The 23,096-nt window shown below is 40.2% G+C and carries 23 protein-coding genes; 16 read left to right on the top strand and 7 right to left on the bottom strand.

Annotated features, from left to right (window positions below):
• Window positions 1-149: 149 nt before the first annotated feature.
• Complete coding sequence (locus FTT74_RS04400) at window positions 150-3,089, top strand: insulinase family protein (RefSeq protein WP_179988620.1); 2,940 nt, start codon at window positions 150-152, stop codon at window positions 3,087-3,089.
• Window positions 3,090-3,123: 34 nt separating this feature from the next.
• Window positions 3,124-4,266 carry a phospholipase A gene (locus FTT74_RS04395; RefSeq protein WP_179988619.1) on the top strand — a complete coding sequence of 381 codons (1,143 nt, stop codon included), beginning with the start codon at window positions 3,124-3,126 and terminating at the stop codon, window positions 4,264-4,266.
• Between the two features lie 96 nt (window positions 4,267-4,362).
• Here FTT74_RS04395 and FTT74_RS04390 read toward each other — a convergent pair whose 3' ends face one another.
• From FTT74_RS04390 to ilvA, 3 genes are all read right to left on the bottom strand, one after another.
• Complete coding sequence (locus FTT74_RS04390) at window positions 4,363-5,703, bottom strand: TrkH family potassium uptake protein (protein ID WP_004973423.1); 1,341 nt, start codon at window positions 5,701-5,703, stop codon at window positions 4,363-4,365.
• On the bottom strand, window positions 5,700-6,356 hold the full coding sequence (locus tag FTT74_RS04385) for a TrkA family potassium uptake protein (protein WP_004973425.1): 657 nt from the start codon (window positions 6,354-6,356) through the stop codon (window positions 5,700-5,702). The genes FTT74_RS04390 and FTT74_RS04385 overlap by 4 nt, the downstream gene beginning before the upstream one ends.
• A gap of 129 nt (window positions 6,357-6,485) precedes the next feature.
• Window positions 6,486-8,024, bottom strand: coding sequence for a threonine ammonia-lyase, biosynthetic (gene ilvA / locus FTT74_RS04380; protein ID WP_019837302.1), 1,539 nt, complete (start codon window positions 8,022-8,024; stop codon window positions 6,486-6,488).
• Between the two features lie 106 nt (window positions 8,025-8,130).
• On the opposite strand from ilvA, the gene rpiA reads away from it, so the two are divergent.
• The 7 genes from rpiA to FTT74_RS04345 all read left to right on the top strand — a co-directional run bounded on the left by rpiA (window position 8,131) and on the right by FTT74_RS04345 (window position 14,860).
• A complete protein-coding gene (rpiA, locus tag FTT74_RS04375; RefSeq protein ID WP_004973429.1) occupies window positions 8,131-8,802 on the top strand; it encodes a ribose-5-phosphate isomerase RpiA in 672 nt (223 codons plus the stop codon).
• A gap of 90 nt (window positions 8,803-8,892) precedes the next feature.
• Entirely contained in the window at window positions 8,893-9,573 is a 681-nt protein-coding gene (locus tag FTT74_RS04370) for a M48 family metallopeptidase (RefSeq protein ID WP_179988618.1), read from the top strand.
• 187 nt (window positions 9,574-9,760) lie between these two features.
• Complete coding sequence (gene argC / locus FTT74_RS04365) at window positions 9,761-10,816, top strand: N-acetyl-gamma-glutamyl-phosphate reductase (RefSeq protein ID WP_171287379.1); 1,056 nt, start codon at window positions 9,761-9,763, stop codon at window positions 10,814-10,816.
• Window positions 10,817-10,895: 79 nt separating this feature from the next.
• Entirely contained in the window at window positions 10,896-11,669 is a 774-nt protein-coding gene (locus FTT74_RS04360; protein WP_096901621.1) for a DUF6776 family protein, read from the top strand.
• Window positions 11,670-11,688: 19 nt separating this feature from the next.
• On the top strand, window positions 11,689-12,105 hold the full coding sequence (gene clpS, locus FTT74_RS04355) for an ATP-dependent Clp protease adapter ClpS (RefSeq protein ID WP_004973438.1): 417 nt from the start codon (window positions 11,689-11,691) through the stop codon (window positions 12,103-12,105).
• Window positions 12,106-12,114: 9 nt separating this feature from the next.
• Entirely contained in the window at window positions 12,115-14,391 is a 2,277-nt protein-coding gene (gene clpA / locus FTT74_RS04350) for an ATP-dependent Clp protease ATP-binding subunit ClpA (RefSeq protein ID WP_004973441.1), read from the top strand.
• Between the two features lie 115 nt (window positions 14,392-14,506).
• Entirely contained in the window at window positions 14,507-14,860 is a 354-nt protein-coding gene (locus FTT74_RS04345; RefSeq protein ID WP_004973443.1) for a YnfA family protein, read from the top strand.
• A gap of 75 nt (window positions 14,861-14,935) precedes the next feature.
• Here FTT74_RS04345 and FTT74_RS04340 read toward each other — a convergent pair whose 3' ends face one another.
• The 3 genes from FTT74_RS04340 to FTT74_RS04330 form a co-directional block, all read right to left on the bottom strand.
• The gene (locus FTT74_RS04340) at window positions 14,936-15,433 is read right to left on the bottom strand and encodes a hypothetical protein (RefSeq protein WP_167846032.1); all 498 of its coding nucleotides are present in this window, start codon (window positions 15,431-15,433) and stop codon (window positions 14,936-14,938) included.
• Window positions 15,434-15,572: 139 nt separating this feature from the next.
• Entirely contained in the window at window positions 15,573-16,493 is a 921-nt protein-coding gene (gene argF / locus FTT74_RS04335) for an ornithine carbamoyltransferase (RefSeq protein WP_179988617.1), read from the bottom strand.
• Window positions 16,494-16,605: 112 nt separating this feature from the next.
• Window positions 16,606-17,256, bottom strand: coding sequence for a TetR/AcrR family transcriptional regulator (locus FTT74_RS04330; protein ID WP_096901590.1), 651 nt, complete (start codon window positions 17,254-17,256; stop codon window positions 16,606-16,608).
• Between the two features lie 337 nt (window positions 17,257-17,593).
• Between FTT74_RS04330 and prpB the strand changes: the two genes are divergently transcribed.
• The 4 genes from prpB (at window position 17,594) to FTT74_RS04310 (ending at window position 20,420) form a co-directional block, all read left to right on the top strand.
• On the top strand, window positions 17,594-18,478 hold the full coding sequence (gene prpB, locus FTT74_RS04325) for a methylisocitrate lyase (protein WP_004973459.1): 885 nt from the start codon (window positions 17,594-17,596) through the stop codon (window positions 18,476-18,478).
• Between the two features lie 4 nt (window positions 18,479-18,482).
• On the top strand, window positions 18,483-19,619 hold the full coding sequence (prpC, locus tag FTT74_RS04320; protein WP_004973461.1) for a 2-methylcitrate synthase: 1,137 nt from the start codon (window positions 18,483-18,485) through the stop codon (window positions 19,617-19,619).
• 298 nt (window positions 19,620-19,917) lie between these two features.
• Window positions 19,918-20,139 carry a hypothetical protein gene (locus tag FTT74_RS04315; RefSeq protein WP_004973462.1) on the top strand — a complete coding sequence of 74 codons (222 nt, stop codon included), beginning with the start codon at window positions 19,918-19,920 and terminating at the stop codon, window positions 20,137-20,139.
• Between the two features lie 5 nt (window positions 20,140-20,144).
• Window positions 20,145-20,420, top strand: coding sequence for a type II toxin-antitoxin system RelE/ParE family toxin (locus tag FTT74_RS04310; RefSeq protein WP_004973465.1), 276 nt, complete (start codon window positions 20,145-20,147; stop codon window positions 20,418-20,420).
• A 7-nt stretch (window positions 20,421-20,427) separates the two neighbouring features.
• Here the strand turns inward: FTT74_RS04310 and FTT74_RS04305 are convergent, their stop codons facing one another.
• On the bottom strand, window positions 20,428-20,922 hold the full coding sequence (locus tag FTT74_RS04305; RefSeq protein ID WP_096901591.1) for a CinA family protein: 495 nt from the start codon (window positions 20,920-20,922) through the stop codon (window positions 20,428-20,430).
• 213 nt (window positions 20,923-21,135) lie between these two features.
• Here FTT74_RS04305 and FTT74_RS04300 point away from each other — a divergent pair, with 213 nt between their 5' ends.
• The 3 genes from FTT74_RS04300 to FTT74_RS04290 form a co-directional block, all read left to right on the top strand.
• A complete protein-coding gene (locus FTT74_RS04300) occupies window positions 21,136-21,366 on the top strand; it encodes a hypothetical protein (protein WP_026438431.1) in 231 nt (76 codons plus the stop codon).
• A 532-nt stretch (window positions 21,367-21,898) separates the two neighbouring features.
• Window positions 21,899-22,060 (top strand): hypothetical protein, encoded by a 162-nt coding sequence (locus FTT74_RS04295; protein ID WP_004973471.1) that lies wholly within the window; start codon window positions 21,899-21,901, stop codon window positions 22,058-22,060.
• Window positions 22,061-22,243: 183 nt separating this feature from the next.
• On the top strand, window positions 22,244-23,096 hold an 853-nt coding region (locus FTT74_RS04290; protein WP_180168146.1), incomplete at its 3' end, for an IS256 family transposase.

The raw sequence follows: 23,096 nt of genomic DNA, 5'->3' as shown, positions 1-23,096 counted from the left end.
TTTTGCTCATGCTACAGCCAGTGCAGCGCAGCATTTTGTTGATACTTTGCAAATTTCAATCAATTTAGTCGGGTTTTCAACGTGAATTATCTAAAGAACTAAAGCTATAATGGCTTTAGTTTTTTATTTGCTTATTTTTAGGAGATCACATGACTGTAGATGTCACTGAAACCATTTCCCAGACTGTACATCCTGCGTTTCAGTTGGTACGTCAACACCATGTTGAAGCCTTAGACATTTTAGTGTCTGAATATAAACATAAAGTTACAGGTGCGGTGCATTATCACTTAGCGACAGAACATGATGAAAATGTATTTTTAGTCGCATTTCGCACTCAGCCGATGGACTCCAAAGGTGAGGCACATATTTTAGAACATACTGCGTTGTGTGGTTCTGAAAAATTCCCTGTCCGTGACCCGTTCTTTTTAATGATTCGTCGTTCATTGAATACTTTTATGAACGCATTTACCGCGGCAGATTGGACAGCTTATCCATTTGCAACACAAAACAAAAAAGATTTCCAAAACCTGCTTGCGGTGTATATGGATGCGGCTTTTGCAGCCAATTTAAATCCTCTCGATTTTGCTCAGGAAGGTATTCGTATTGAGCTGGAAAATGGCGAGCCTGTTTATAAAGGCGTGGTATTTAATGAAATGAAAGGTGCGATGAGTTCGCCATCCGATCAGCTTTATCACCAATTGGCTTATCATTTATTCCCTGAAACAACTTACCACTACAATTCAGGTGGCGACCCGAAAGATATTCCAGATTTAACCTATCAAGAATTGGTAGATTTTTATAAGTCACATTATCACCCAAGTAATGCGGTATTTATGACTTTTGGCAATACGCCTGCATACGATTTACAAGAACAGTTTGAACAGTTGGCTTTGGCGAAATTTGAACAGGGCGAAACGTTGTATTCGAAGCCTGAGCGTCGTTTAGCTGCGCCAGTGGCAGTGACTGAAAGTTATGCAGTCGATGCAGAAGAACTCAAAGATAAAACTTATCATGTTTTGGCGTGGTTATTGCCTGAAGCAAGCGATATTAAATTACGCTTAGGTATGCGTTTGGTTGAAGGTGTTTTACTTGAAAATTCTGCATCACCACTGCGTCATTATTTAGAAACTTGGGCGCATGCACAATCTACAGGGCCATTGACGGGCGTGGATGATTCCAACTTTGAAATGACCTTCTTCTGTGGTGTGCAAGGTTCTAACCCTGAACATGCAGCAGAATTTCAGGCGGGCGTTTTAAAAGTTTTACAAGACGTGGCTGCACAGCCTGTGGATACGGCATTGGTCGATGCAATTTTGCATCAAATTGAATTGCATCAGCGTGAAATTAATGGCGATGGTATGCCATACGGATTGAGCTTGATTTTAAATGGTTTAAGCAGTGCAATTCACCACAATGACCCAATTCAGGTGTGGGATGTAGATACTGCGATTGAGCAAGTCAAAGAAGAACTTAAAGATCCAATGTGGTTATCACGGCTAATTCAGACGCATTTAATTGATAACCCGCACCGTGTTCAAATGACTTTGGTTCCAGATGCAGAAAAATCGGCCAAAGATGCTGCACTTGAAAAAGCACGTCTGGCTGAGATAGGCGCACAACTCACAGATGAGCAAAAAGCAGAAATCGTCGCGCAAACGGAAGCTTTAAAAGTCCGTCAAGATACGCCCGATGATTTGAACTTATTGCCAAAAGTTGGTTTGGAAGATGTGCCTGCAGCCTTGCATATTGTGCAGGGTGAGTTGCGTGAAATTATCAGTAACCGCATTGATTATCCTTTAAATTTATATCATGCAGGAACCAATGGAATTTACTATCAGCAAGTGTTGATTCAAATTCCAGATGAAATTGTACAATCGCCATACTTTAATTTGCTGTCCATTTTAATGGGCGAAGTGGGTGCAGGTGAATACGGCTATTTAGAATTGCAACAGCTACAAACCGCAGTTAGCGGTGGTTTGGGCATGGGTGCATCTTTACGTTCTAAAGTCGATGACAAAAATCAGATCAGTGCATGGCTCACATTAACCACTAAGTCTTTGGTGAATAATCTTGAAGCCATCCGCTTGCTGAAATTAGCATTTGAGCAATTACGTTTTGATGAAAAAGACCGCATTATTGAGCTGTTACAACAACGAAAAACCCGTTGGCAGTCACGTTTGTCGGGTTCGGGGCACAGTTATGCCATGCAAATTGCAGGGCGTCATCACAGTGCTTTGGCGCAGCGTGATTACAACAACACAGGTTTGGGCGCATTAAATTGGTTGGCAGACTTGGTTGCTAAAATTGAAAAAGATGCAGCGGAATACGAGAAATTGATTGCTGAATTGCAATTGATTCACCATAAATTACTGCAAGCACCTAAGCAATTTTTGTTAGTATGTGAAGAACATCAATCTGACCGTTTGGTCGAAGAAGTTCAAGAAGTTTGGGATAAACTTATTGTTGCAGAAAATCCTGCTGCTTTAACTCAAGTTCCTGTAGATCATTCAACGCAAGATCAGGCATGGTTGATTCAAGCCAATGTGCAATTCTGTGCGGCTGCGTATCCTGCGGTGGAAGTGTCGCATCCTGATGCTGCACCTTTGATGGTATTGGCTGCATATTTGCGCAATGGTTTCTTACACAGCGCAATCCGTGAAAAAGGCGGTGCTTACGGTGGCGGTGCAAGCTACGATGGCAATGCATGTTCATTCCGTTTTTACAGTTATCGTGATCCACGCTTGGCAGAAACTTTCGCAGACTTTGAAGCGAGTATTGATTGGTTATTTAATGCAGAGCAATTGCCGCATCAACTAGAAGAAGCGATTTTAGGTTTAATTGCTAGTATGGATAAACCAGGTTCGCCTGCAGGTGAAGCGATTACTGCATGTTATGCATTATTGCACGCGCGTACACCCTCATTCCGCACAGTATTACGTGAGCGTTTATTGGCGGTGACTTTAGACGATTTAAAACGTGTTGCGGAGCAATATTTGCGTCAGCAGCAAGCATCTAAAGCCGTAGTCGCACCTGTGTCAAAACGTGAAGCATTGCTCGAACTTGGTTTTGAAATTAAACAAGTGAACTGATACGTGAAATAACAACGAAAACTTAGGGGGATTTATGAGCGCGTTCAAACTGTTTGAACGCACAGGACTGTCGCTGAGTGTTGCCGCACTCAGCACTGTGTTTGTGGCGAAAACCTATGCACAAGACCCAGCTAGCTTAGTTGCACCTGCAACACCTGAAGCCTGTGTGGCTTTAGAGTCAAATGCTGATCGTTTGGTGTGTTACGATGCTCTGTTTAAAATTCCTGAAGCAGAAAAAACAGCGCTGATTAGCGAACGTCAAGCCGCTCAGGCACTTGCACCTGAAACTGTGAAAGAAAAAATTGCAGTGGGTGTGAGTAATTTATTTTCATTTGATGTACCAAAGCTTGATCCGAATGTATCTTTACTGGATAAGCGCTGGGAGCTTTCACCCGATAGCAAATTAGGCACATGGAATTTACGTGCTTATCAACCTGTGTATTTGATGCCTACTTTTTGGACGTCCGATAAAAATGAACGTCCACAAAGCTTGAATGAGCAAAATACCGTTCCCGTGGGTAAGGAGCAAAACCTGACCTCAATGGAAACCAAATTTCAGCTGTCTTTAAAAACCAAAGCGGTAGAAAATCTGTTGGGTGATAACGGTGATGTGTGGCTAGGTTATACCCAGTCATCACGTTGGCAGGTTTATAATGGTGATGAGTCACGTCCATTTCGTGAAACCAATTATGAGCCTGAAGCCAGTTTGATGTTCCGCACCAACTATACACTTATGGGGCTGCATGGTCGTTTATTGGGTGTGACGTTGAACCATCAATCCAATGGTCGTTCTGATCCATTATCACGCAGTTGGAATCGGGTGATTTTTAATTTAGGTTTTGAAAAAGACAATTTTGCCTTGATGTTACGTCCGTGGTATCGCATTGAAGAAGACCGCAGCGATGACAATAACCCTGAAATTAAAAATTATATCGGGCGTGGCGATATGTTGGCATTTTATCGCTGGAAAGAGCATGACTTTTCTTTGATGCTTCGTCATAGCTTAAAAGGCGGTGATGACGCGCACGGTGCAGCACAGTTTGACTGGGTTTTCCCAATCAGTGGAAAATTACGCGGTCATTTCCAATTGTTTGATGGTTATGGTGAAAGCCTGATTGATTATAACCACCGCGCCACCTATGTTGGTTTGGGTGTGTCTTTAATGAATTGGTTTTAAGTAGATTAAGATTGATTTCTCATTATTGCTCGCTGAATATAAAACGCCAATTTTGAAGATTGGCGTTTGTTTTTGAAGTCGGATCGTATCCAGCTTTTATCCAACTTGAATATCTGCGGTTGGATGTTTAAGTCGGCTTTTTTGTGGTGTGGCGATTAAATAAGCCAAAGTCAGCGGCCCTAAACGACCTGCAAACATCAACAACATTAAAATAATTAAGCTGGCAGGTTGTAATTCACCTGTAACACCACGGGATAAACCCACCGTGCACGCTGCAGATACAGCCTCAAACAACAGGTCTAAAAAATTCAGTTTCGGTTCAAGGGCAAGTAAGCTAAACAAACCGAGGCAAATTAACATACCTGTGATGCTGATCACCGCCAAAGCTTTAAAGGTGGTACGTTCAGGTACAGCATGATTAAACACACGCACCTCATCTGAACGTCTTAAAAAACTGATCACACTTAAAATGACAATAATAAATGTGCCAACTTTAATACCGCCTGCGGTACTGAGCGAACCACCACCAATAAACATCAGAAGCATGGTGAGCAAGGTCGAGCTATTTTGCATACTTGCGACATCTAGACTATTAAAGCCTGATGAGCGAGGAACGGTAGCGTGAAACCATGCATTGAGGGCTTGATCGCCAATACTCATGGCTGCAAGGGTATGTGGATTATTGGCTTCAATCGCCCAAATCAGCAGAAAGGCCACAAAGTTTAAACCAGCAATGGTCGATAAAATCAGCTTGCTATTGGGTGAGAGTTTTTTCCAGCGTTTGGCACGTTTAATATCCATGAGTACCACAAAACCAATACCGCCAATGATATACAGCATACTAATAGTTAAGGTAATCAGGTATTGATCTGCAAAACTCATTAAGCTATTGGGAAATAATGAAAATCCACCATTGTTAAAGGCTGAAACACTATAGAAAGCCGCATAGAAAAATGCATCGCTAAATGGATAATCCTGCATCCATGCCAAGGTTAAAATAACCGTGCCAATCCCTTCAAAAAACAATGAGTAGAGCAACACGCTTTTAATGGTCATCGACACTTTAGACAGGTTGGTTTGCCCAATGGTGTCTTGCGCCATGATTTGTTGTTTTAAACCAATTTTGGATGACAAACTTAAAACCGCTAAAATCGCAAAAGTCATAAAACCTAAGCCACCACATTGTAACAACAACATAATGACCATTTGCCCAAATACGGTATAAGCATCGCCAATATTCACTACAGACAATCCAGTGATCGTCACTGCAGATGTAGCAGTAAATAAGGCATTAATCCAACTCATCTCGCCATGATGGGAAATGGGCAGTTTCAGCAAGATTGTGCCAATGCTAATAAAGCTTAAAAAGCCCAGTGCCAAAAGACTGGGTGGGCTTAAATTGACAGTTTTGATTGGTTGTTTCGCTGTTTTTTTCATTCTGACTTAAATTGTTTAGATAAGCGTTTTAATGGTTCAAGTTGTCCTTCAACCACCAAAATATCATCTGTTTGTAGCATTAAATTGGATTCAAGCGTATAAAAAATCGTTTCGGCACGTTTAAACAGTAAAAGTTTAACTTCGGGTGCATGTGACATCAGACTATGAATGCGCGTGCCATGCAAGTTGTCTTTAATTTTTACTTTTACAATATAGTGGTTGTCGTTTAGGCTCATATAACGACTCACCATCGGATAACTCAGCGATTGCGCGATGCGAACGCCCATATCTTCTTCAGGGTGAATGATTTTACTTACGCCCAAATGGGTCAAAATCATGGTGTGCGCTTTACTTTTGGCTTTAACGTAAATTTTAGAAATACCCAAATTCTTTAAATTTAAGACACACAAAATACTGGCTTCAATATCTTCACCAATGGCGACCACCACTGCATCACAATTTTGAATATTCAGTTCTTCCAAAACGTGTTCATCGGTTGCATCGGCAATCACCGCATGGGTAATTTGATCGGCAATGTTTTCTACAAACTTTTTATTGCTATCAATCCCAATGACATCATGGTTGAGTTTGACCAATTGTGTCGCCACAGTTGCACCAAAGCTACCTAAACCAATGACAGCAAATTGTGCCATAGCATCATCCTGAAAAATTATATTATTCTTCCAATATTCTAAAATATTTTAGGGCTCTATACTGTAGCAATATGACTAAAAAACCGCTGAAATCAGCGGTTTTTTGCACTTATTGAGATGTGTGATCGGTTATTTTAAGAAACGCTGATAACCCAAGTTATTAGTAATCTCTTGGTATGGATAAGTGATCTTTTCCAAAGTTTCAATTAAACCATCTGGGTTCTGTTTGGCATCCGAAGCTTCTAAACCGACCAATACACGACCTTCCGCTGCACCGTGGTTACGGTAATGGAACAGGGTGATGTTATGGGTTGGGCCTAAGCGCTCCAAGAAAGTCAGTAATGCACCCGGACGCTCTGGAAATTCCACACGGAATAGACGTTCATTTTCAATATCGGCATGACCACCGACCAAATAACGAATGTGTAGTTTTGCTACTTCATCATCCGACAAATCATCAACATCGTACTGGGTTTTGAGTAACTCATAAATGTCGTGGCGTTCTTTTTCACCAGATTTTAAGCTGATGCCGACAAAGACTTGTGCAGCAGTGGCATCGCTGGCGCGGTAGTTAAACTCGGTGATATTACGACCTTGCAGCGCACGGCAGAAGTTAAGGAACGCACCTTTTTCTTCTGGAATGGTCACGGCAAAAATTGCTTCTTTATGTTCACCGAGTTCAGTACGTTCCGCAATATAGCGTAAACGGTCAAAGTTCATGTTTGCGCCACAGACAATTGACACAATATTTTTATTTTGCAATTGGTGTTGCTCGACATATTTTTTGATGCCTGCCAAAGCCATTGCACCTGAAGGTTCTACAATGCTGCGGTTTTCATCAAAGGTGTCTTTAATTGCCGCACAGATTTCATCGGTATTCACCAAAACTACATCGCGCTCAACAATTGGGCCTGATTGATCTGATTTTTGTAGTTGTAAAACTTCAAACGGTTTCTCACCAATTTGTGCGACAGCAGTACCATCGGCAAATAAACCCACTTGCGGCAAAATAACCCGTTCATTGGCTTCAAAAGCCGCTTTTAAGCAAGCCGATTCATCATATTCTACAGGAATGACTTTGACATGCGGTGCGACATCGCCCAAGTAGGCTGCAACACCTGCAATTAAACCGCCACCACCAACAGCAACGAAAACATATTCGACATCGCGCCATTGACGCAAAATTTCGTTGGCAATCGTACCTTGACCTGCCATGACCAATTCATCGTCATACGGTGGAATAAAAGTCATGCCTTCATCTTGGGCACGTTGAATTGCATATTTGTTGGCAACATCAAATGAGTCACCATGTAATACCACTTCGCCACCCAAGCGTTTTACCGCTTGTACTTTAATATCTGGCGTGGTTTTAGGCATAACGATAATGGCGCGAATGCCCAGTTTTTGCCCAGACAATGCTACACCTTGCGCATGGTTGCCTGCAGAGGCGGTAATTACACCACGTTCAAGTTGGTCTTTGGGTAACTGGCTAATACGGTTATATGCACCACGCAATTTAAAAGAGAATACGGGTTGTAAGTCTTCACGTTTAAAGCGAATGTTATTGTTCAGTTTTTCACTAATTCGTGGCGCTGCGTCGAGTGGGGTTTCGATTGCAACATCGTAGACCGTTGCTTGTAAAATTTGTCGAACCAAACGAGACAGCATGTTAATCTTCCATCTAACAGTTTAAAATAGGGGGTTATTGTAACAAACCCCTGCACATTTGCGCTGTAAAATCGGCAACAAATGTCAAAAATAGTTGAGTGAAGTCATGAGTCTGTATGCTACCCAAGATGAAAAGAAGCAAGCGGCTGCCAAAGCAGCATTAAAACATTTGCCTAAAGGCGGGATTTTGGGGGTAGGTACAGGCAGTACAGTGAATTTCCTGATTGATTTATTGCCTGAATTACAATTAGAAGCAGCTGTGGCAAGTTCTGAAGCGACTGCGGAGCGCTTAAAGAAACTTGGTATTGAAGTGGTCGATATGAACTCTGTGGGCAGTTTAGATGCTTATGTTGATGGTGCAGATGAAATTGACCGTCACATGCACATGATTAAAGGCGGCGGCGCAGCGTTGACCCGTGAAAAAATTGTGGCTTCTATTGCACGTAAGTTTATCTGTATTGTCGATGATTCAAAATGGGTAGAGCAATTAGGACGTGAGTTTCCATTGCCAATTGAGGTGATTCCAATGGCTCGTTCTGCGGTAGCACGCAAAATTGTGGCTTTAGGTGGCGATCCTGCTTACCGTGAAGGTGTGGTGACTGATAACGGTAACGTGATTTTAGATATTTATAATTTAAATATTTTAAATGCGTTGGAATTAGAAAAAACCTTGAATGATATTCCGGGTGTTGTGACCAATGGTATTTTTGCCATCAATAAAGCTGATATTGCAATTGTAGCGACCAATAACGGCATTGAAGAACGTACTGCGGTTTAATTCGTCTCCCAAGCCCCTTGTTTTTAATAGGGGGCTTTTCTCCCTCCTTTATTAAAGGAGGGTCGGGGAGGATTTAATAAAAGAACAACAATGACATTATCCGACTTACCTGAAATTCAAATTACACCACATGCAAAAGCAACACGTTTACGGTTACGTGTCGAGCCGAATCAAATTCGCTTAACTGTGCCGAAATATTGCACTCAGCGACAAATTCAGGATTTTTTGCAACAATCTGAACAGTGGATGATTGAAACTTGGCATAAACAGCAAGCACAGCAAGGACTTGTGCAGCGTGAATTGCCAAATCAGTTATCACTTTTTAATTTGCCTGAGCCTTTAAATATTCATTATCAAACACAAAAACACAGTTTTATTTTAGATTTAAAACAGCATTGCCTATGGGTTAGTGACCGCCAACCTGCGGCATATTTAAAAGCCTTTGTTATTGCTTATGCCAAACAAATGTTGCCGATATATTTGCAAACAGTCAGTCATGAAATTGCTTTGCCATTTAAACAGTGCGCAATTCGTCAACCGAAAACCCGTTGGGGCAGTTGCAGTACGCAACAGCATATTATGCTCAATAGCGCCTTGGTGTTGTTTCCTGAACAAATTGTGCGATATGTTGCTGTGCATGAGTTGGCGCATACACGACATTTTGATCATAGTCCTGCATTTTGGGTTGAAGTACAACGGCATGATGCGCACTATTTGCAGCATCGCAAGCAGTTAAAAACAACGTCTTTGCCTTGGTGGTGGTATCAATAAAAAAGCCAACACCCACATGATAAGACTACAATGCAAAGGTGTTGCACGTATTGACTACAATCCAAATCATCTTTTATAAAATCAACAGAATAAAGAAAAGCCCCAAAACCCTAGTAAAACAGTTCAGAAAACCAAAACTTCCTGTCATACTATAGCGTTAGCTTAAACATGCTTTTGAATTGAGGTAATGCACGTGATTTCAGTTGGTATTGTCGGTGGTACAGGTTATACAGGCGTTGAATTATTGCGTCTTTTGCTACGACACCCAAATGTGAAAGTAAATGTACTGACTTCACGTACAGAAGCGGGTCGCCGTGTAGATGATATGTTCCCAAGCCTGCGTGGACACACAGACCTGTGCTACTCAGATTTAAACATCGAAGAATTAAAACAGTGTGATGTGGTGTTCTTTGCTACACCGCACGGCGTTGCCATGCAACATGCTGCGGAGCTTGTTGCAGCCAACACCAAAGTGGTCGATTTAGCAGCAGACTTCCGTTTGCAAGATTTAGCGCAGTTTGAAAAATGGTATGGCATGCAACATGCTTGCCCAGACATTTTAAAAGATTCAGTTTATGGCTTGTCTGAACTCAACCGGGAACAAATTAAACAAGCACAGGTGATTGGTAACCCAGGGTGTTATCCAACCACAGTGCAACTTGGTTTAGCGCCATTATTTAAACAAGCTGAAGCTTTAGTGAAACCTGAAAGTATTATTATTGATGCAAAATCGGGTGTATCTGGTGCAGGGCGTAAAGCCAGTTTGGGCATGATTTACTCTGAAAATGCCGACAACTTTAAGGCTTATGGCGTTGCGGGGCATCGTCATCATCCAGAAATTGTAGAAGCATTGGAAAATATTTCGGGTCAAAAAGATGTGTTTAATCACATTGTGTTTGTACCGCATTTAGTACCTATGATTCGCGGTATGCTCAGCACCATTTATGTAGATTTAACTGATGCAGGTGATGCAGCAGATTTACAAAGCCTGTATGAGCAGTTTTATGCCAATGAACAGTTTGTAGATGTCATGCCAGCCAACAGTTCACCAGAAACACGCTCAGTACGTGGCGCTAACCAGTTGCGTATCGCATTGTATAAGCCACAACCGAAAAAATTAGTACTTTTGGTGGCACAAGATAACTTGGTGAAAGGTGCAGCAGGGCAAGCAGTACAAAATATGAACCTCATGTTTGGTTTTGCAGAACATGCAGGACTTGAGGTGATTGGTTTATTACCATAAGAACACGTTTTTCAACTTCACACACATTTAGATTTCGATTTAAATGTGTGCTTTGAATGAATCAAAACAAGAGATGACGATGCATAACACCGATACAGAAACCACGTCACAGTCGAATTCAAGCATGACACCCTCATCTACACCGCCAGAAAAAAAGCCATTTCTTGAAAGCAATGCGCCTTTGGCAATTGGTGCTGCCATTTTAATTTTAGGTAGTGGCTTTTTGGGCTATTCAGTCGGGCATCGTCAGGGCTTAACTGTGGTTGGTTACGATGCCGATGCAGAACAACTGGTTGAAGTGGTGCAAGAACAAAAAACGCGTTTGGAAAGTCTGAATAAAAGCTTAAATGCTGCGGTTCAAGAACGCGATGTTGCGGTCAGTAACTCCAATGATTTGTATCAAGCTTTCACTCAAGCAACTGAAGATAAGCAACGTACTGAAGGCATGAGTGCGATTTATCGTGAAGTTTTGCGTCAACGTGGTGGTTTAAGCCTGACCGTGCAAAATCTTGGGGTGAAACCATTACCAGACAATGCTTATGAATATCAGGTCGATTTGGTACAAGTGAGTCCAAACAAGCGACGTGCAAGTGGTACGGTAGAACTGCGTTTAATTCAAGGCACAGAAGTGCTGGTTGTTCCGATGGAAGACAGCAATTTTAATTTTGATAATTATGAGCGTTTAACAGGGCGCTGGAGCATGCCTAAAGGCTTTAATCCAGACTTTATTGAAGTCCGTTTAAATGGCGCAACTCCTGTGATTAAACGCTTCAGTTGGAGCAAAGGCAAAGCCGTGGAGGCAGATTCTGCCTTTATTTCTGAAATTCCACAAGCAGAAGCTAGCGCTCAATAATGTGTGATATGTAAAACTTATGCGAACCCAAAAAAGATCCATCTGTTTAAATGAAATTAAAACCACTTTTCATCAATCTGGCTATGTCGATTGGCATTTAACCCCGCGTTTAAGTGTGGATGATGCAGGACATGAAGATGATGGTGATATTGCGGTACAAACTGCGCCGCCACAATTAAAACGCCCACCTTTATATGTTGTCGTTTTAATGAACGATGATTACACCCCAATGGACTTTGTAATTGAAATTTTACAACAATACTTTGCAATGAATCTTGACCAAGCGACTCAAGTAATGCTAACTGTACACTATGAAGGAAAAGGTGTCGCAGGGGTCTATCCGCGGGATATTGCGGAAACGAAAGCGAACCAAGTCAATAATTACGCTCGATCACAAGGTCATCCATTACTTTGTCAGATTGAGCCTAAAGATTAAGGGGGTTACATGCTCAGTCGTCAATTAGAAGTATCACTACGTTTGGCTGTTAGCATGGCTCGTCAAAAGAGACACGAGTTTCTAACGGTTGAACATTTATTATTGGCTTTATTAGACAATGATTCGGCAGTCAATGCACTCAAGGCGTGTGGTGCAGATGTTATTGTGCTGCGTAAAGAACTCGAAGAATATGTAGAACAACATACCCCTAAACTTGCTGAAAATAACGATCAGGCGCCGCACCCGACCGAAAGTTTTGACCGCATTTTGCAGCGTGGTATTTTTCATGTGCAATCTAGCGGTGGTGACCGTACGGTTGAAGGCGCAGATATTTTAGTGGCAATGTACTCTGAACGTGATTCATTTGCCGTGTATCTACTCAAGCGTCATCAAATTAACCGTTTGACCTTAACGCAATACTTATCGCACGGTACACGTAAAGACGAAACGCAAGCGGAAGAAGAGGTTGAAGAATTAGATAGCGAAAGTTCAAGCTCTGCCAATGCTGGCCCGTTAGAGCTTTACACGCTAAATTTGAATACTGAAGCGCAAAAGGGTAAAACCGATCCGTTAATTGGGCGTGAAAAAGAAATTGAGCGTGCTGCACAAATTCTATGCCGTCGTCGTAAGAACAACCCATTGTTGGTGGGTGATCCAGGCGTGGGTAAAACCTCTATTGCCGAAGGTCTGGCGTGGCTGATTGTGAATGGTAAAGCGCCAAAACCACTCGAAAATGCCGAAGTATATAGTTTGGATATCGGTGCGTTGGTAGCGGGTACAAAATACCGTGGTGACTTTGAAAAGCGTTTAAAACAACTGTTAAATGCCTTGAAAAAGAAACCTGATGCCATTTTATTTATTGACGAAATCCACATGATTATTGGTGCAGGCTCAAGCATGGGTAGCACGATGGATGCATCAAATTTAATTAAACCTGCGTTGGCAAATGGTACTTTGCGTTGCATTGGCTCGACGACATTCCAAGAATATCGTCAGGTATTTGAAAAAGACCATGCACTTTCACGCCGTTTCCAAAAAATTGATGTGAATGAGCCTTCAATTTCAGAAACGATTGATATTTTACGTGGTTTAAAATCGAAATTTGAAGAATTTCACCATGTTAAATATGATGATAAAGCATTGGTGTCTGCGGTAGAGTTATCGGCCAAATTTATCAATGATCGTTTCTTGCCAGACAAAGCCATTGATGTGATTGATGAAGCAGGTGCGCAGCGCCGTTTAAGAGCTGAGCAAGATGATACTTTAATCACAGTAGAAAACATTGAAGATATCGTCTCTAAAATTGCACGTATTCCACCTAAAACCGTATCGAAAGATGACAAGACTGTACTTGAACATCTTGAGCGTGATTTAAAACGTGTGGTCTTTGGTCAAGATGAAGCTATTGAAGCGTTAGCATCAGCAATTAAACTGTCACGTGCTGGTTTAAAAACACCAGACAAACCAGTGGGTAGTTTTGTATTTGCTGGCCCGACAGGCGTTGGTAAAACCGAAGTTACCAAGCAGTTGGCAAAACTGTTGGGTGTGGAATTGGTTCGCTTTGATATGTCTGAGTACATGGAGCGCCATGCCGTTTCACGTTTAATTGGTGCACCTCCAGGCTATGTCGGTTTTGATCAGGGTGGCTTACTCACCGATGCGATTCATAAAAATCCGCATTGTGTGTTGTTGTTGGATGAAATTGAAAAAGCGCATCCTGATGTATTTAACCTATTGCTGCAAATTATGGATCATGGTTCATTGACCGATAATAATGGTCGTAAATCAGACTTCCGTAATGTGATTTTGGTTCTGACCACTAATATTGGTGCGGAAAGTATTTCCCGCGTGAGCATTGGTTTCATGGATCAAGACAACAGTAATGACAACCAAGAAGCGATGAAAAAAGCCTTCTCACCTGAGTTCCGTAACCGTTTGGATGGGGTCATTCAATTTAAAGCTTTACCTACTACAGTAATTGAAAATGTAGTGGATAAATTCTTGACTGAATTACAAGCGCAGTTGGATGATAAAAAAGTCATTCTTGAGGTTGATCAAGATGCGCGTGAATGGATGGCTGAGCATGGATATGATCGCTTAATGGGCGCACGTCCAATGCAACGTCTGATTCAGGAACACTTGAAAAAGCCATTGGCAGAAATGATTCTGTTTGGTGAACTTGCAGAACAGGGCGGTAATGTGGCTGTTTCTGTGAAGAAAGAGAACGGTAAGGCAGTCGGTTTGAAACTTGAAGTCTTTGAAGATCAAACGGCTGAACCAGCCTAATCAATCCTTATTTGAATTTTGAAAATAACCCATGTTGAACATGGGTTATTTTTTATGAATTCGCAGATGCGTGAACTTGAATCGTTACTGCTAAAAGAGAGACCACACAGGATTTATGGATTTTCAGATCACTAAAATTGCCAGCACAACGTTCTTGTTTTTTGTTACGGCAGTTATGGAAATATTAGGCTGTTATTTTCCTTATTTGATTTTAAATCAGGGGAAATCACAGTGGTTATGGCTGCCAACAATTTTAGCCTTAGCGGCTTTTGTGTGGTTATTGACTCTACATCCTGCGGCATCGGGGCGAATTTATGCGGCTTATGGTGGTATTTATATTTGTACAGCCTTGATTTGGTTAAAGTATGTAGATCAAGTCAATTTAACACGTTGGGATATGTTCGGTGGAATGATAGTAGTTTTAGGCGCATTGATCATTATTTTACAACCGCAAGGTTTAATACGTTAGGTTATATTTGGGTTTACGCATTAAACCTTAGGCATTAAATCTTAAAGCTGAGGTTGTTTTAGTTTTAAATACAGTTCAGTCTGCTTTAAATTGGCACTCGCTATTTGCCAATTGCACATTAAACTGGGTTTTTTCTGCACTGAGTTTTAAGTTCAATACATAGGGATTTACCCGTTGGAACTGATGCTCAAAAATAGATTCACAATTATGAATTAAGTTTTGTTTAATCATATTTTTGACATTGTTATAACCCGTACTTTCTACAAACTGCCTGAAGTCAGGTGAAATAATCATGCCACGAATATTGATTTGTTTGTCTGTCGCCGTACTTTGTTCAATCACTGTATTTTGATCGACCTGATAAGGCATAGTACGAGAATCTTCATCACTAATGACATCTAAAATTTCATTTAATGCAGCAACATTTTGAATTTTATAATCTGCACTTAAAATCTTTTGTTGGACTAAATATTGATCTAATTCACTGGCTTTGGCATAGAGTGAAGCACTCGCGATCAGTGTAGTGGTGCACAGCGTAATTGTAGCAAGTGTTTTATAAATCATATTGTTCATCTAGGCTCTTTTAGAAATTTTAGAAAAATAGACCATAACTCAAGATTATAGCGAGCCAAATAAAAAAACAGCACCTTTTGGTGCTGTTTGTAACAAAACTCATCAAAGTTTTGCGAATATTTAAGACGGGTTTTAAAGCTTAGTCTTTTTTAAGATTTTCATTCAATAAAAACTCAACCAATGCTTTTTGAGCATGTAAGCGATTTTCTGCTTCATCCCACACTACAGCATTTTTGTGATCGAGCATATTTTCAGAAATTTCTTCACCACGGTGCGCAGGTAAGCAGTGCATAAATAAACAATCAGGATGTGCTAAATCCATCAGGCGTTCATTCACTTGATAGTCTGCAAACGCTTTTTCACGAATTTTTTGTTCTTCTTCCTGTCCCATGCTTGCCCAAACATCGGTCACAATCAGATCAGCATTCACTGCTGCATCCTGAGCAGAATCGACCAATTCTACGCAGTGTGCAAATTCAGACAGGAAGCGCTGTTCTGGCTCATAACCTTTCGGTGTCGCAATTTTTAAATTAAAGCCCCACATGTGTGCTGCTTCAATATATGAGTTACACATATTGTTGCCATCACCAATCCACGCCACAGTTTTACCTTCAATTGAACCACGGTGTTCAACATAGGTTTGCATGTCTGCAAGGAGTTGGCATGGGTGATGATCGTCAGTTAAGGCATTGATCACAGGAACTTTAGAGTAAGAAGCAAAGCGTTCTACAATGTCGTGACCAAAGGTACGAATCATCACAATGTCAAGCATACTTGAAATGACGCGTGCAGAATCTTCAATTGGCTCACCGCGACCTAATTGTGTGTCACGTGATGATAAGAAGATCGCGCTACCACCAAACTGACTCATGCCAGCTTCAAACGATACACGGGTTCGGGTGCTGGATTTTTCAAAAATCATACCCATGACTTTGCCAGGAAAAGGCTGGAAAACTTCATTGTTATGCTGTTTACGCTTAAGCTCAATGGCGCGTTGCAAAATTTGATTCAGTTCTAAAGTCGATAAATCGCGTAATGTTAGAAAGTGACGTAGAGCCATTCGTTACTCCACAATAATTGCTGAATGAGAAAAAACAACAATTAGTTGTTGGTTGGTTAAGTGAAAAAGGGAATCGGCTAATATACTATAGGATGCAGAAATTGCAAAAAATCTAAGCTTTTTGATGAGCGTCTAGAAAGCGATCTACACAATAACTTACATAATTGGTTGTTTCTTGTTCTGTTTCTTGTTTTGGAATACCCATGATGATACGCCATTCAAAATTTCTTAAAATACCGAAATACAGTTGTGCAGAATAAATAGGCTGTTCACAGCAAATTAAACCTTGCTGACTGGCATGTTCCAATACTTTGGCAATACAAAGTTGCACATGCAAAGGGCCGCGCTCATGTATGTGTAAGGCAATATCAGGATTGCGCTGACTTTGCTCTAATACCAGACGCATAAAGGCTGCATTTTCTGGTTCCAAAATATGATGATAAAAATTCAATAAGGTTTGAATCAAATAACCACGTAAATTTGAATCAATTTGTTCAAAGGGAATGTGAATATCCTGAAAAAATTTATCACGGCGATAATCACAAATAGCTTTGAATAACCCTTCTTTATTGCCAAAGTATTTATAGATCGACGCTTTAGAACCGCCTGCGTGTTGCACAATATCATCTAAGGATACGGCATCGTAACCACGCTCTAAAAATAGCTCAGTTGCACTGACTAATAACGCTACACATCGCTCATGACCACGCTTGGTTGGTGGTATATCTTTACCTAAAGGAGCGAAATGGGCGAGTTCGTGCATATTGAGTAAAAAATCATCAATTAAATAGAAGGGAGATTGTCATTATAACAAATATATGTACAGCGTGCTGTGTCGAAGTGTACTTGCACATGGCATGATTTGAGCTGAAAAAGCCATATTTTTAGAAAATAGTTTAAATTTTGCTCATTTAGTGTACTAAAAAGCTGTGTTTATCAAAAATAAAGAATAACCAACATCACGAAAATTTATTGTGCGATAAATTTGAAAATTATTTGACTAAAGTTTTAGAGTATAGATTCTAAAAAGCCATGGCGTGATCTCGCATTCTCGATATACTCGAATCTCGAAAAATATAGTAAGAAAAGCGGAAAGGAAGATGACAGAACAAACATCTGCGGGCTTAAGATTCAGACAAGCCTTGGAAGTCGAAAAGCCATTACAAATTATCGGCACGGTAAATGCTTATGCTGCCATGATGGCAAAACAAGTGGGCTATAAAGCCATTTATTTATCTGGTGCAGGTGTTGCCAACTATTCTTACGGTTTACCTGACTTGGGCATGACCAGTTTAGACAACGTCTTGGAAGATGTACGTCGTATTACTGAGCGTGTTGATACACCATTATTGGTGGATATTGACACAGGTTGGGGCGGTGCATTCAATATTGCCCGCAGTATTAAACAAATGATTGCTGCGGGTGCTGCTGCAGTTCATATTGAAGATCAGGTTGCACAAAAGCGTTGTGGACATCGTCCAAACAAAGAAATTGTAACCCAGCAAGAAATGGTTGATCGTATTAAAGCGGCTGTTGATGCGAAAACCGATTCAAACTTTGTAGTCATGGCACGTACTGATGCCTTGCAAAAAGAAGGTTTACAGGCGGTTATTGACCGTGCTTGCGCATGTGTGGAAGCGGGTGCAGATGCAATTTTTGCAGAAGCTATGACTGATATTACCATGTATAAAACTGTATGTGATGCCGTAGGTGTACCTGTATTGGCAAACATTACCGAGTTTGGTGATACCCCTTATTACACCACTGAAGAATTGGCTGAGCAGGGCATTCGCATGGTGTTGTATCCACTTTCACCAACTCGTGCTATGCAAAAAGCAGCACTTGAAGTGATGCAATCCATTCGTAAAGATGGCACGCAAGTGAATGTCTTAGACAAAATGCAACAACGTAAAGAATTATACGAATTCCTTGATTATCATACTTTTGAAAATACATTAGACAAGCTGTTCAAACAGGAGAATTAAAAAAATGGCTGAAGGAAAAGTACTCACAGGCGCAGGATTGCGTGGACAAGTGGCAGGTAAAACCTCACTCTCAACTGTTGGTAAAAGTGGCGCAGGCTTAACTTACCGTGGTTATGATGTGCAAGACTTGGCAGAAAACTGTCAGTTTGAAGAAGTTGCATACTTGATTTTCTTTGGTGAATTGCCGACTTCAGAGCAATTGGCTGCCTATAAAGCAAAATTGAAATCTTTACGTGCATTGCCTCAAGCACTCAAAGAAGTGCTTGAGCGTATTCCTGCAGATTCACACCCAATGGATGTGATGCGTACAGGTGTTTCAATGCTAGGTAACTTAGAAACCGAACAGTCATTTGAACAGCAACAAGATGTAGCAGACCGCATCTTGGCGACTTTGCCAGCTATTATTTGCTACTGGTATCGTTATAGCCACGATGGCGTGCGTATTGAAGAAAATACGGATGATGATTCAATTGGCGCACAATTCCTGCATTTATTACGTGGTGAAAAACCAAATGAATTGCATGAACAAGTCATGAATGTGTCATTAATTTTGTATGCAGAGCATGAGTTCAACGCATCAACATTTACAGCACGTGTTTGCGCATCAACTTTGTCTGACATGCATTCATGTATTACAGGCGCGATTGGTTCATTACGTGGCCCATTACACGGTGGCGCGAATGAAGCAGCGATGGAAATGATTGAAAATTGGACATCGCCAGAAGAAGCTGAACGTGAAATGCTAGGCAAGTTGGAACGTAAAGAAAAGATCATGGGCTTTGGTCATGCGATTTATAAAGACAATGATCCACGTAACGGCATCATCAAAATCTGGTCTGAGCGTTTAGCGCAAGATGTAGGTGATACAGTACTTTATCCTGTATCGGTGCGTTGTGAAGAAGTGATGTGGCGTGAGAAGAAATTATTCTGTAATGCTGACTTCTTCCATGCGTCTGCGTATCACTTTATGGGTATTGCGACCAAACTATTTACACCAATCTTTGTGATGAGCCGTGTAACAGGTTGGGCAGCACACGTGATGGAACAGCGTGCAGATAACCGTATTATCCGCCCAAGTGCAGATTATACAGGCCCAGAATTGCGTAAAGTTGTACCAATTGCAGAGCGTTCGGCTGCTTAATTGGTTGTCTAAAAAGCTGTACCGTGCATGAACATCATGTGATGCAGCAGTTTAGGCTGAAGATAAGGTTTCATTGTTAAGCAATGGAACCTTATTTTTTTTGAGGTTTGGATGAGGGTAGTCAAAAATACAATGAGTAATTATTGAAGCGTTAGAGAATTAAAAAAGATCGGGCGTACGATAGCGCATTTTTAAATATTTGATCATAAAAGAAGGTTGTTGTATTTTGTTTCTTAAGGTTGTAAATGGTTGCATGATTGGCTAAAATTTATTCCATAACTAATATGAGGAAAAAGCAATGTCACATGTAGCAGTTAAAATCGACAGCGATATTGTTGAATCAGCAAAGATTTACGGGATGGCTGAAAGTAGAAGTGCAACTAAACAAATTGAGTACTGGGCTAAAATTGGAAAAATCGCACAAGACAATCCCGATTTAACTTTTCAAGATATAGCAGATTTGTTGCTTAGTATGGCGCATGTCAAAGCAGGGAATACAACACCATATAGCTTTGGTTGAGTTCAATGAATATACAACAAACTCCCTTATTTGAACGGACAGTGAAAAAACTAACCAAGCAGCAGAAAAAAGATGTTGATAATGCCGTAATAACCGTTTGGAATAATCCTGATATCGGAGAAGCTAAAGTGGGGGATTTAGCAGGAGTATTTGTTTATAAATTTAAAATGGACAAACAGCTTGTGCTACTGGCTTACTCTGTGAGTGATGACGAAATCATGACACTCTATCTTTTAAAATTGGGCAGTCATGAGAATTTTTATAGAGACTTAAAAAGATAGGTTTACTTCAGGGTGCAGTACAAGTGTTTGTATCTTGCATTAGATCAATCAGGTCTTGAGCGACTAACAGAGTGAGCTGTTCTAGTCGTTGTAATGGATTGCCATCTAAAAAATATTTGTACTGAAAAGTTTGCTGCTGATAATGAATGGCGATAAAAAATGTCCCTACAGGTTTTTCTGGTGTGGCACTGCCGCCTGGTTTCAGTAACCCTGTGCATGCCACAATAAAATCAGCATGTTGAAATAGTTTTTTGCCTTGAACTGCCATGGCTTGTGTGACTTCTGCGGATTCAGCGGTATAGGTGGCAATTAAGTCACTATTCACATGCAAAATCTCACGTTTAATGCTTGGGTCGTAACTGACTAATCCACCAAGTAAAATATTGGCACCGCTATTTTTATAAATAGAAAACTGACTACATAAGTAACCTGAGCTGGCACTTTCAATAAAAGCCACAGTCTGTTGGCGTTGTTCAAGTATGGCACAGCATTGTTTGAGCATGATAAATCTGCAAGTGAATAGAATAAGTTGCTCAAGTGTACTGAATTTTGTCGACTTGTGCGAAAAAAACATCAAAAAGTGAAATGCTAAAATAAGAATGTTCACGATTTAACTGCCTATAAATACAGCAAAATTTACAATTATAGGTTTAATCGTGGCATGAACGGTGATACAAATAAAAGTAAAGCAAAAAGTAATAAAAAGGATGCTGTGATGAAAACAACGGTGAAATATATCGTTTTAAAAAGTTTGGACTATCAACTTGGTACATCATTATTTGAGGATGAAATTGATGCTGATGCACAATATTTTGACCAAATTCCAAGCATTATTGAATATCAAAACTTGCGCTTTAAAGTGGTGAGTAAAGAACAAAAGCGTTTACAGTTGATTGAGGAAAATGAAGAACATCAAACCATCATTGTCAGAGTTTTGGTGATTTAAAGTCATTTCAATCTAGATTAGTCAGAGCTTCAATATAACAGCAGAATGATTGAGCATCAGTGGAGCGTATCGAAGTTGGTGTTTTTTTAGTCACTGGATGCAAAAAATTGTATTTCACATCACAAGAAAAAATTGAAGAATTGATTAAAAATGCTAACTACGTCACATATTTGTGTTGGTATTTTTGTAGATTAGCATTTTTCAAACGGGCTGTAATGGCTTAAATAAGCTTATGTTTTTTAGATCAATTTTTATTTAAACAGACTGATAATTGAGATAGAGAGAAAATTAATTAAAATATCTTAAAAATATAATCATGACAGATAGAACAAAATATAATTGAATTTTAACGTATTTTTTGAATGCGTGTTACATTTTGGTTTTTATTATATTGTTAAATAATAAAGTGTTTTTCTTAGATAAAATTAAAAAAAACAGTGTATTTTCTTTATTGGAATTGAGCATTTTTGTTATTGCTGTGTATAGTCCTTGCATCTCACAATAGTGAGGAAGTTTAAAGGGGCTAAATATAATGAATCATAATGCAATTATCATGATGACGCTGATCATTTTAGCTGTGGGATTTTCTCTAGGCATTTATGTGTATTTTGAACAAAAGAGAAAGCAAAATGAAGAAATTCAGCTGATCATTACAGAAGCAAGACAGGGTCTAGTAGAGTTAGATCGGAAATAATAATCTAGGTGTAAATCGTATACTTCGATGCGGATCCAATGGGATATGTTAAAGGTGAAAAATAGACTTAAAAAAGTAATTTTATGCCACTGTTTGTCGGTCAGATGACGATAAAATAAATGAAGGTAGTGTTCAAAAAACTGTGTCATTTCCTTAAACTGTTAAAAACAGGAATGATGCATTATGGCAACTACATTTGATTTTGAAACAGCCTTAAAACAACTCCAGTCAGGACAAGCACTGACTGGAGAAAATGGCATACTCACCCCTTTAATTAAACAGCTGACCGAAGCTGCTCTTGAAGCAGAAATCGAGAATTACATTGAAGCGAATCCGAAACAAGGTAATCGCCGCAATGGCTATACTCGCAAGACAGTAAAATCTACATCAGGTTCATTTGAGCTTGAAACCCCTAGAGATCGAAATGGTGAATTTGAGCCACAGTTAGTTAAAAAGAACCAGACCAAATTATCAGAAGAAATTGACAATAAAATCATATCACTCTATGCACTTGGTATGAGCTATCGTGATATTCAAAAGCATGTTGCTGATATGTATGGATTGGAGATTTCAGATGGTGCTATCACCAATATTACAGATAAGCTCCTCCCTCAGTTACAAGCATGGAAACAACGCCCACTCGATACAATTTATCCCTTTGTTTGGTTAGATGCCATACATTACAAAGTGAAGGATAAAGGTGTTTATGTGAGCAAAGCGATCTATACCATTTTAGCTTTAAATGTTGAAGGTAAGAAGGAACTACTCGGCTTGCATTTATCGGAAAGCGAAGGGGCGAACCATTGGCTTAGTGTACTGACAGACCTACAAAATCGTGGTGTTCAGGATATTCTGATTGCCTGTGTAGATGGACTAAAAGGTTTCCCCGAAGCCATAGCAGCGATTTACCCTCAAACAGAAATACAACTGTGTATCGTTCATCAAATTCGTAATTCTTTACGCTATGTTGCCAGTAAAGATCAGAAGGCATTTATGGCTGATTTAAAGCCAATTTACCGTGCTGATACCAAAGGGG

This window comes from Acinetobacter sp. YH01007 (genome assembly GCF_013420425.1).
In the GTDB taxonomy this organism is placed as follows: Bacteria; Pseudomonadota; Gammaproteobacteria; order Pseudomonadales; family Moraxellaceae; genus Acinetobacter; species Acinetobacter towneri.
The sequence above is the reverse complement of the archived record's forward strand: the minus strand, read 5'-3'. Positions and strand labels throughout refer to the sequence as shown.

Excerpts from the sequence above, each read along its gene's own strand:
- FTT74_RS04315 (WP_004973462.1), top strand. The coding sequence starts at position 19,918 with ATGTCACATGTAGCAGTTAAAATCGACAGCGATATTGTTGAATCAGCA.
- argF (WP_179988617.1), bottom strand. The coding sequence starts at position 16,493 with ATGGCTCTACGTCACTTTCTAACATTACGCGATTTATCGACTTTAGAA.
- clpA (WP_004973441.1), top strand. The coding sequence starts at position 12,115 with ATGCTCAGTCGTCAATTAGAAGTATCACTACGTTTGGCTGTTAGCATG.
- FTT74_RS04310 (WP_004973465.1), top strand. The coding sequence starts at position 20,145 with ATGAATATACAACAAACTCCCTTATTTGAACGGACAGTGAAAAAACTA.
- FTT74_RS04345 (WP_004973443.1), top strand. The coding sequence starts at position 14,507 with ATGGATTTTCAGATCACTAAAATTGCCAGCACAACGTTCTTGTTTTTT.
- FTT74_RS04360 (WP_096901621.1), top strand. The coding sequence starts at position 10,896 with ATGCATAACACCGATACAGAAACCACGTCACAGTCGAATTCAAGCATG.
- FTT74_RS04370 (WP_179988618.1), top strand. The coding sequence starts at position 8,893 with ATGACATTATCCGACTTACCTGAAATTCAAATTACACCACATGCAAAA.
- FTT74_RS04385 (WP_004973425.1), bottom strand. The coding sequence starts at position 6,356 with ATGGCACAATTTGCTGTCATTGGTTTAGGTAGCTTTGGTGCAACTGTG.
- FTT74_RS04390 (WP_004973423.1), bottom strand. The coding sequence starts at position 5,703 with ATGAAAAAAACAGCGAAACAACCAATCAAAACTGTCAATTTAAGCCCA.
- FTT74_RS04340 (WP_167846032.1), bottom strand. The coding sequence starts at position 15,433 with ATGAACAATATGATTTATAAAACACTTGCTACAATTACGCTGTGCACC.
- argC (WP_171287379.1), top strand. The coding sequence starts at position 9,761 with ATGCACGTGATTTCAGTTGGTATTGTCGGTGGTACAGGTTATACAGGC.
- rpiA (WP_004973429.1), top strand. The coding sequence starts at position 8,131 with ATGAGTCTGTATGCTACCCAAGATGAAAAGAAGCAAGCGGCTGCCAAA.
- FTT74_RS04305 (WP_096901591.1), bottom strand. The coding sequence starts at position 20,922 with ATGCTCAAACAATGCTGTGCCATACTTGAACAACGCCAACAGACTGTG.
- ilvA (WP_019837302.1), bottom strand. The coding sequence starts at position 8,024 with ATGCTGTCTCGTTTGGTTCGACAAATTTTACAAGCAACGGTCTACGAT.
- prpB (WP_004973459.1), top strand. The coding sequence starts at position 17,594 with ATGACAGAACAAACATCTGCGGGCTTAAGATTCAGACAAGCCTTGGAA.
- prpC (WP_004973461.1), top strand. The coding sequence starts at position 18,483 with ATGGCTGAAGGAAAAGTACTCACAGGCGCAGGATTGCGTGGACAAGTG.
- clpS (WP_004973438.1), top strand. The coding sequence starts at position 11,689 with ATGCGAACCCAAAAAAGATCCATCTGTTTAAATGAAATTAAAACCACT.
- FTT74_RS04300 (WP_026438431.1), top strand. The coding sequence starts at position 21,136 with ATGAAAACAACGGTGAAATATATCGTTTTAAAAAGTTTGGACTATCAA.
- FTT74_RS04295 (WP_004973471.1), top strand. The coding sequence starts at position 21,899 with ATGAATCATAATGCAATTATCATGATGACGCTGATCATTTTAGCTGTG.
- FTT74_RS04330 (WP_096901590.1), bottom strand. The coding sequence starts at position 17,256 with ATGCACGAACTCGCCCATTTCGCTCCTTTAGGTAAAGATATACCACCA.
- FTT74_RS04400 (WP_179988620.1), top strand. The coding sequence starts at position 150 with ATGACTGTAGATGTCACTGAAACCATTTCCCAGACTGTACATCCTGCG.
- FTT74_RS04395 (WP_179988619.1), top strand. The coding sequence starts at position 3,124 with ATGAGCGCGTTCAAACTGTTTGAACGCACAGGACTGTCGCTGAGTGTT.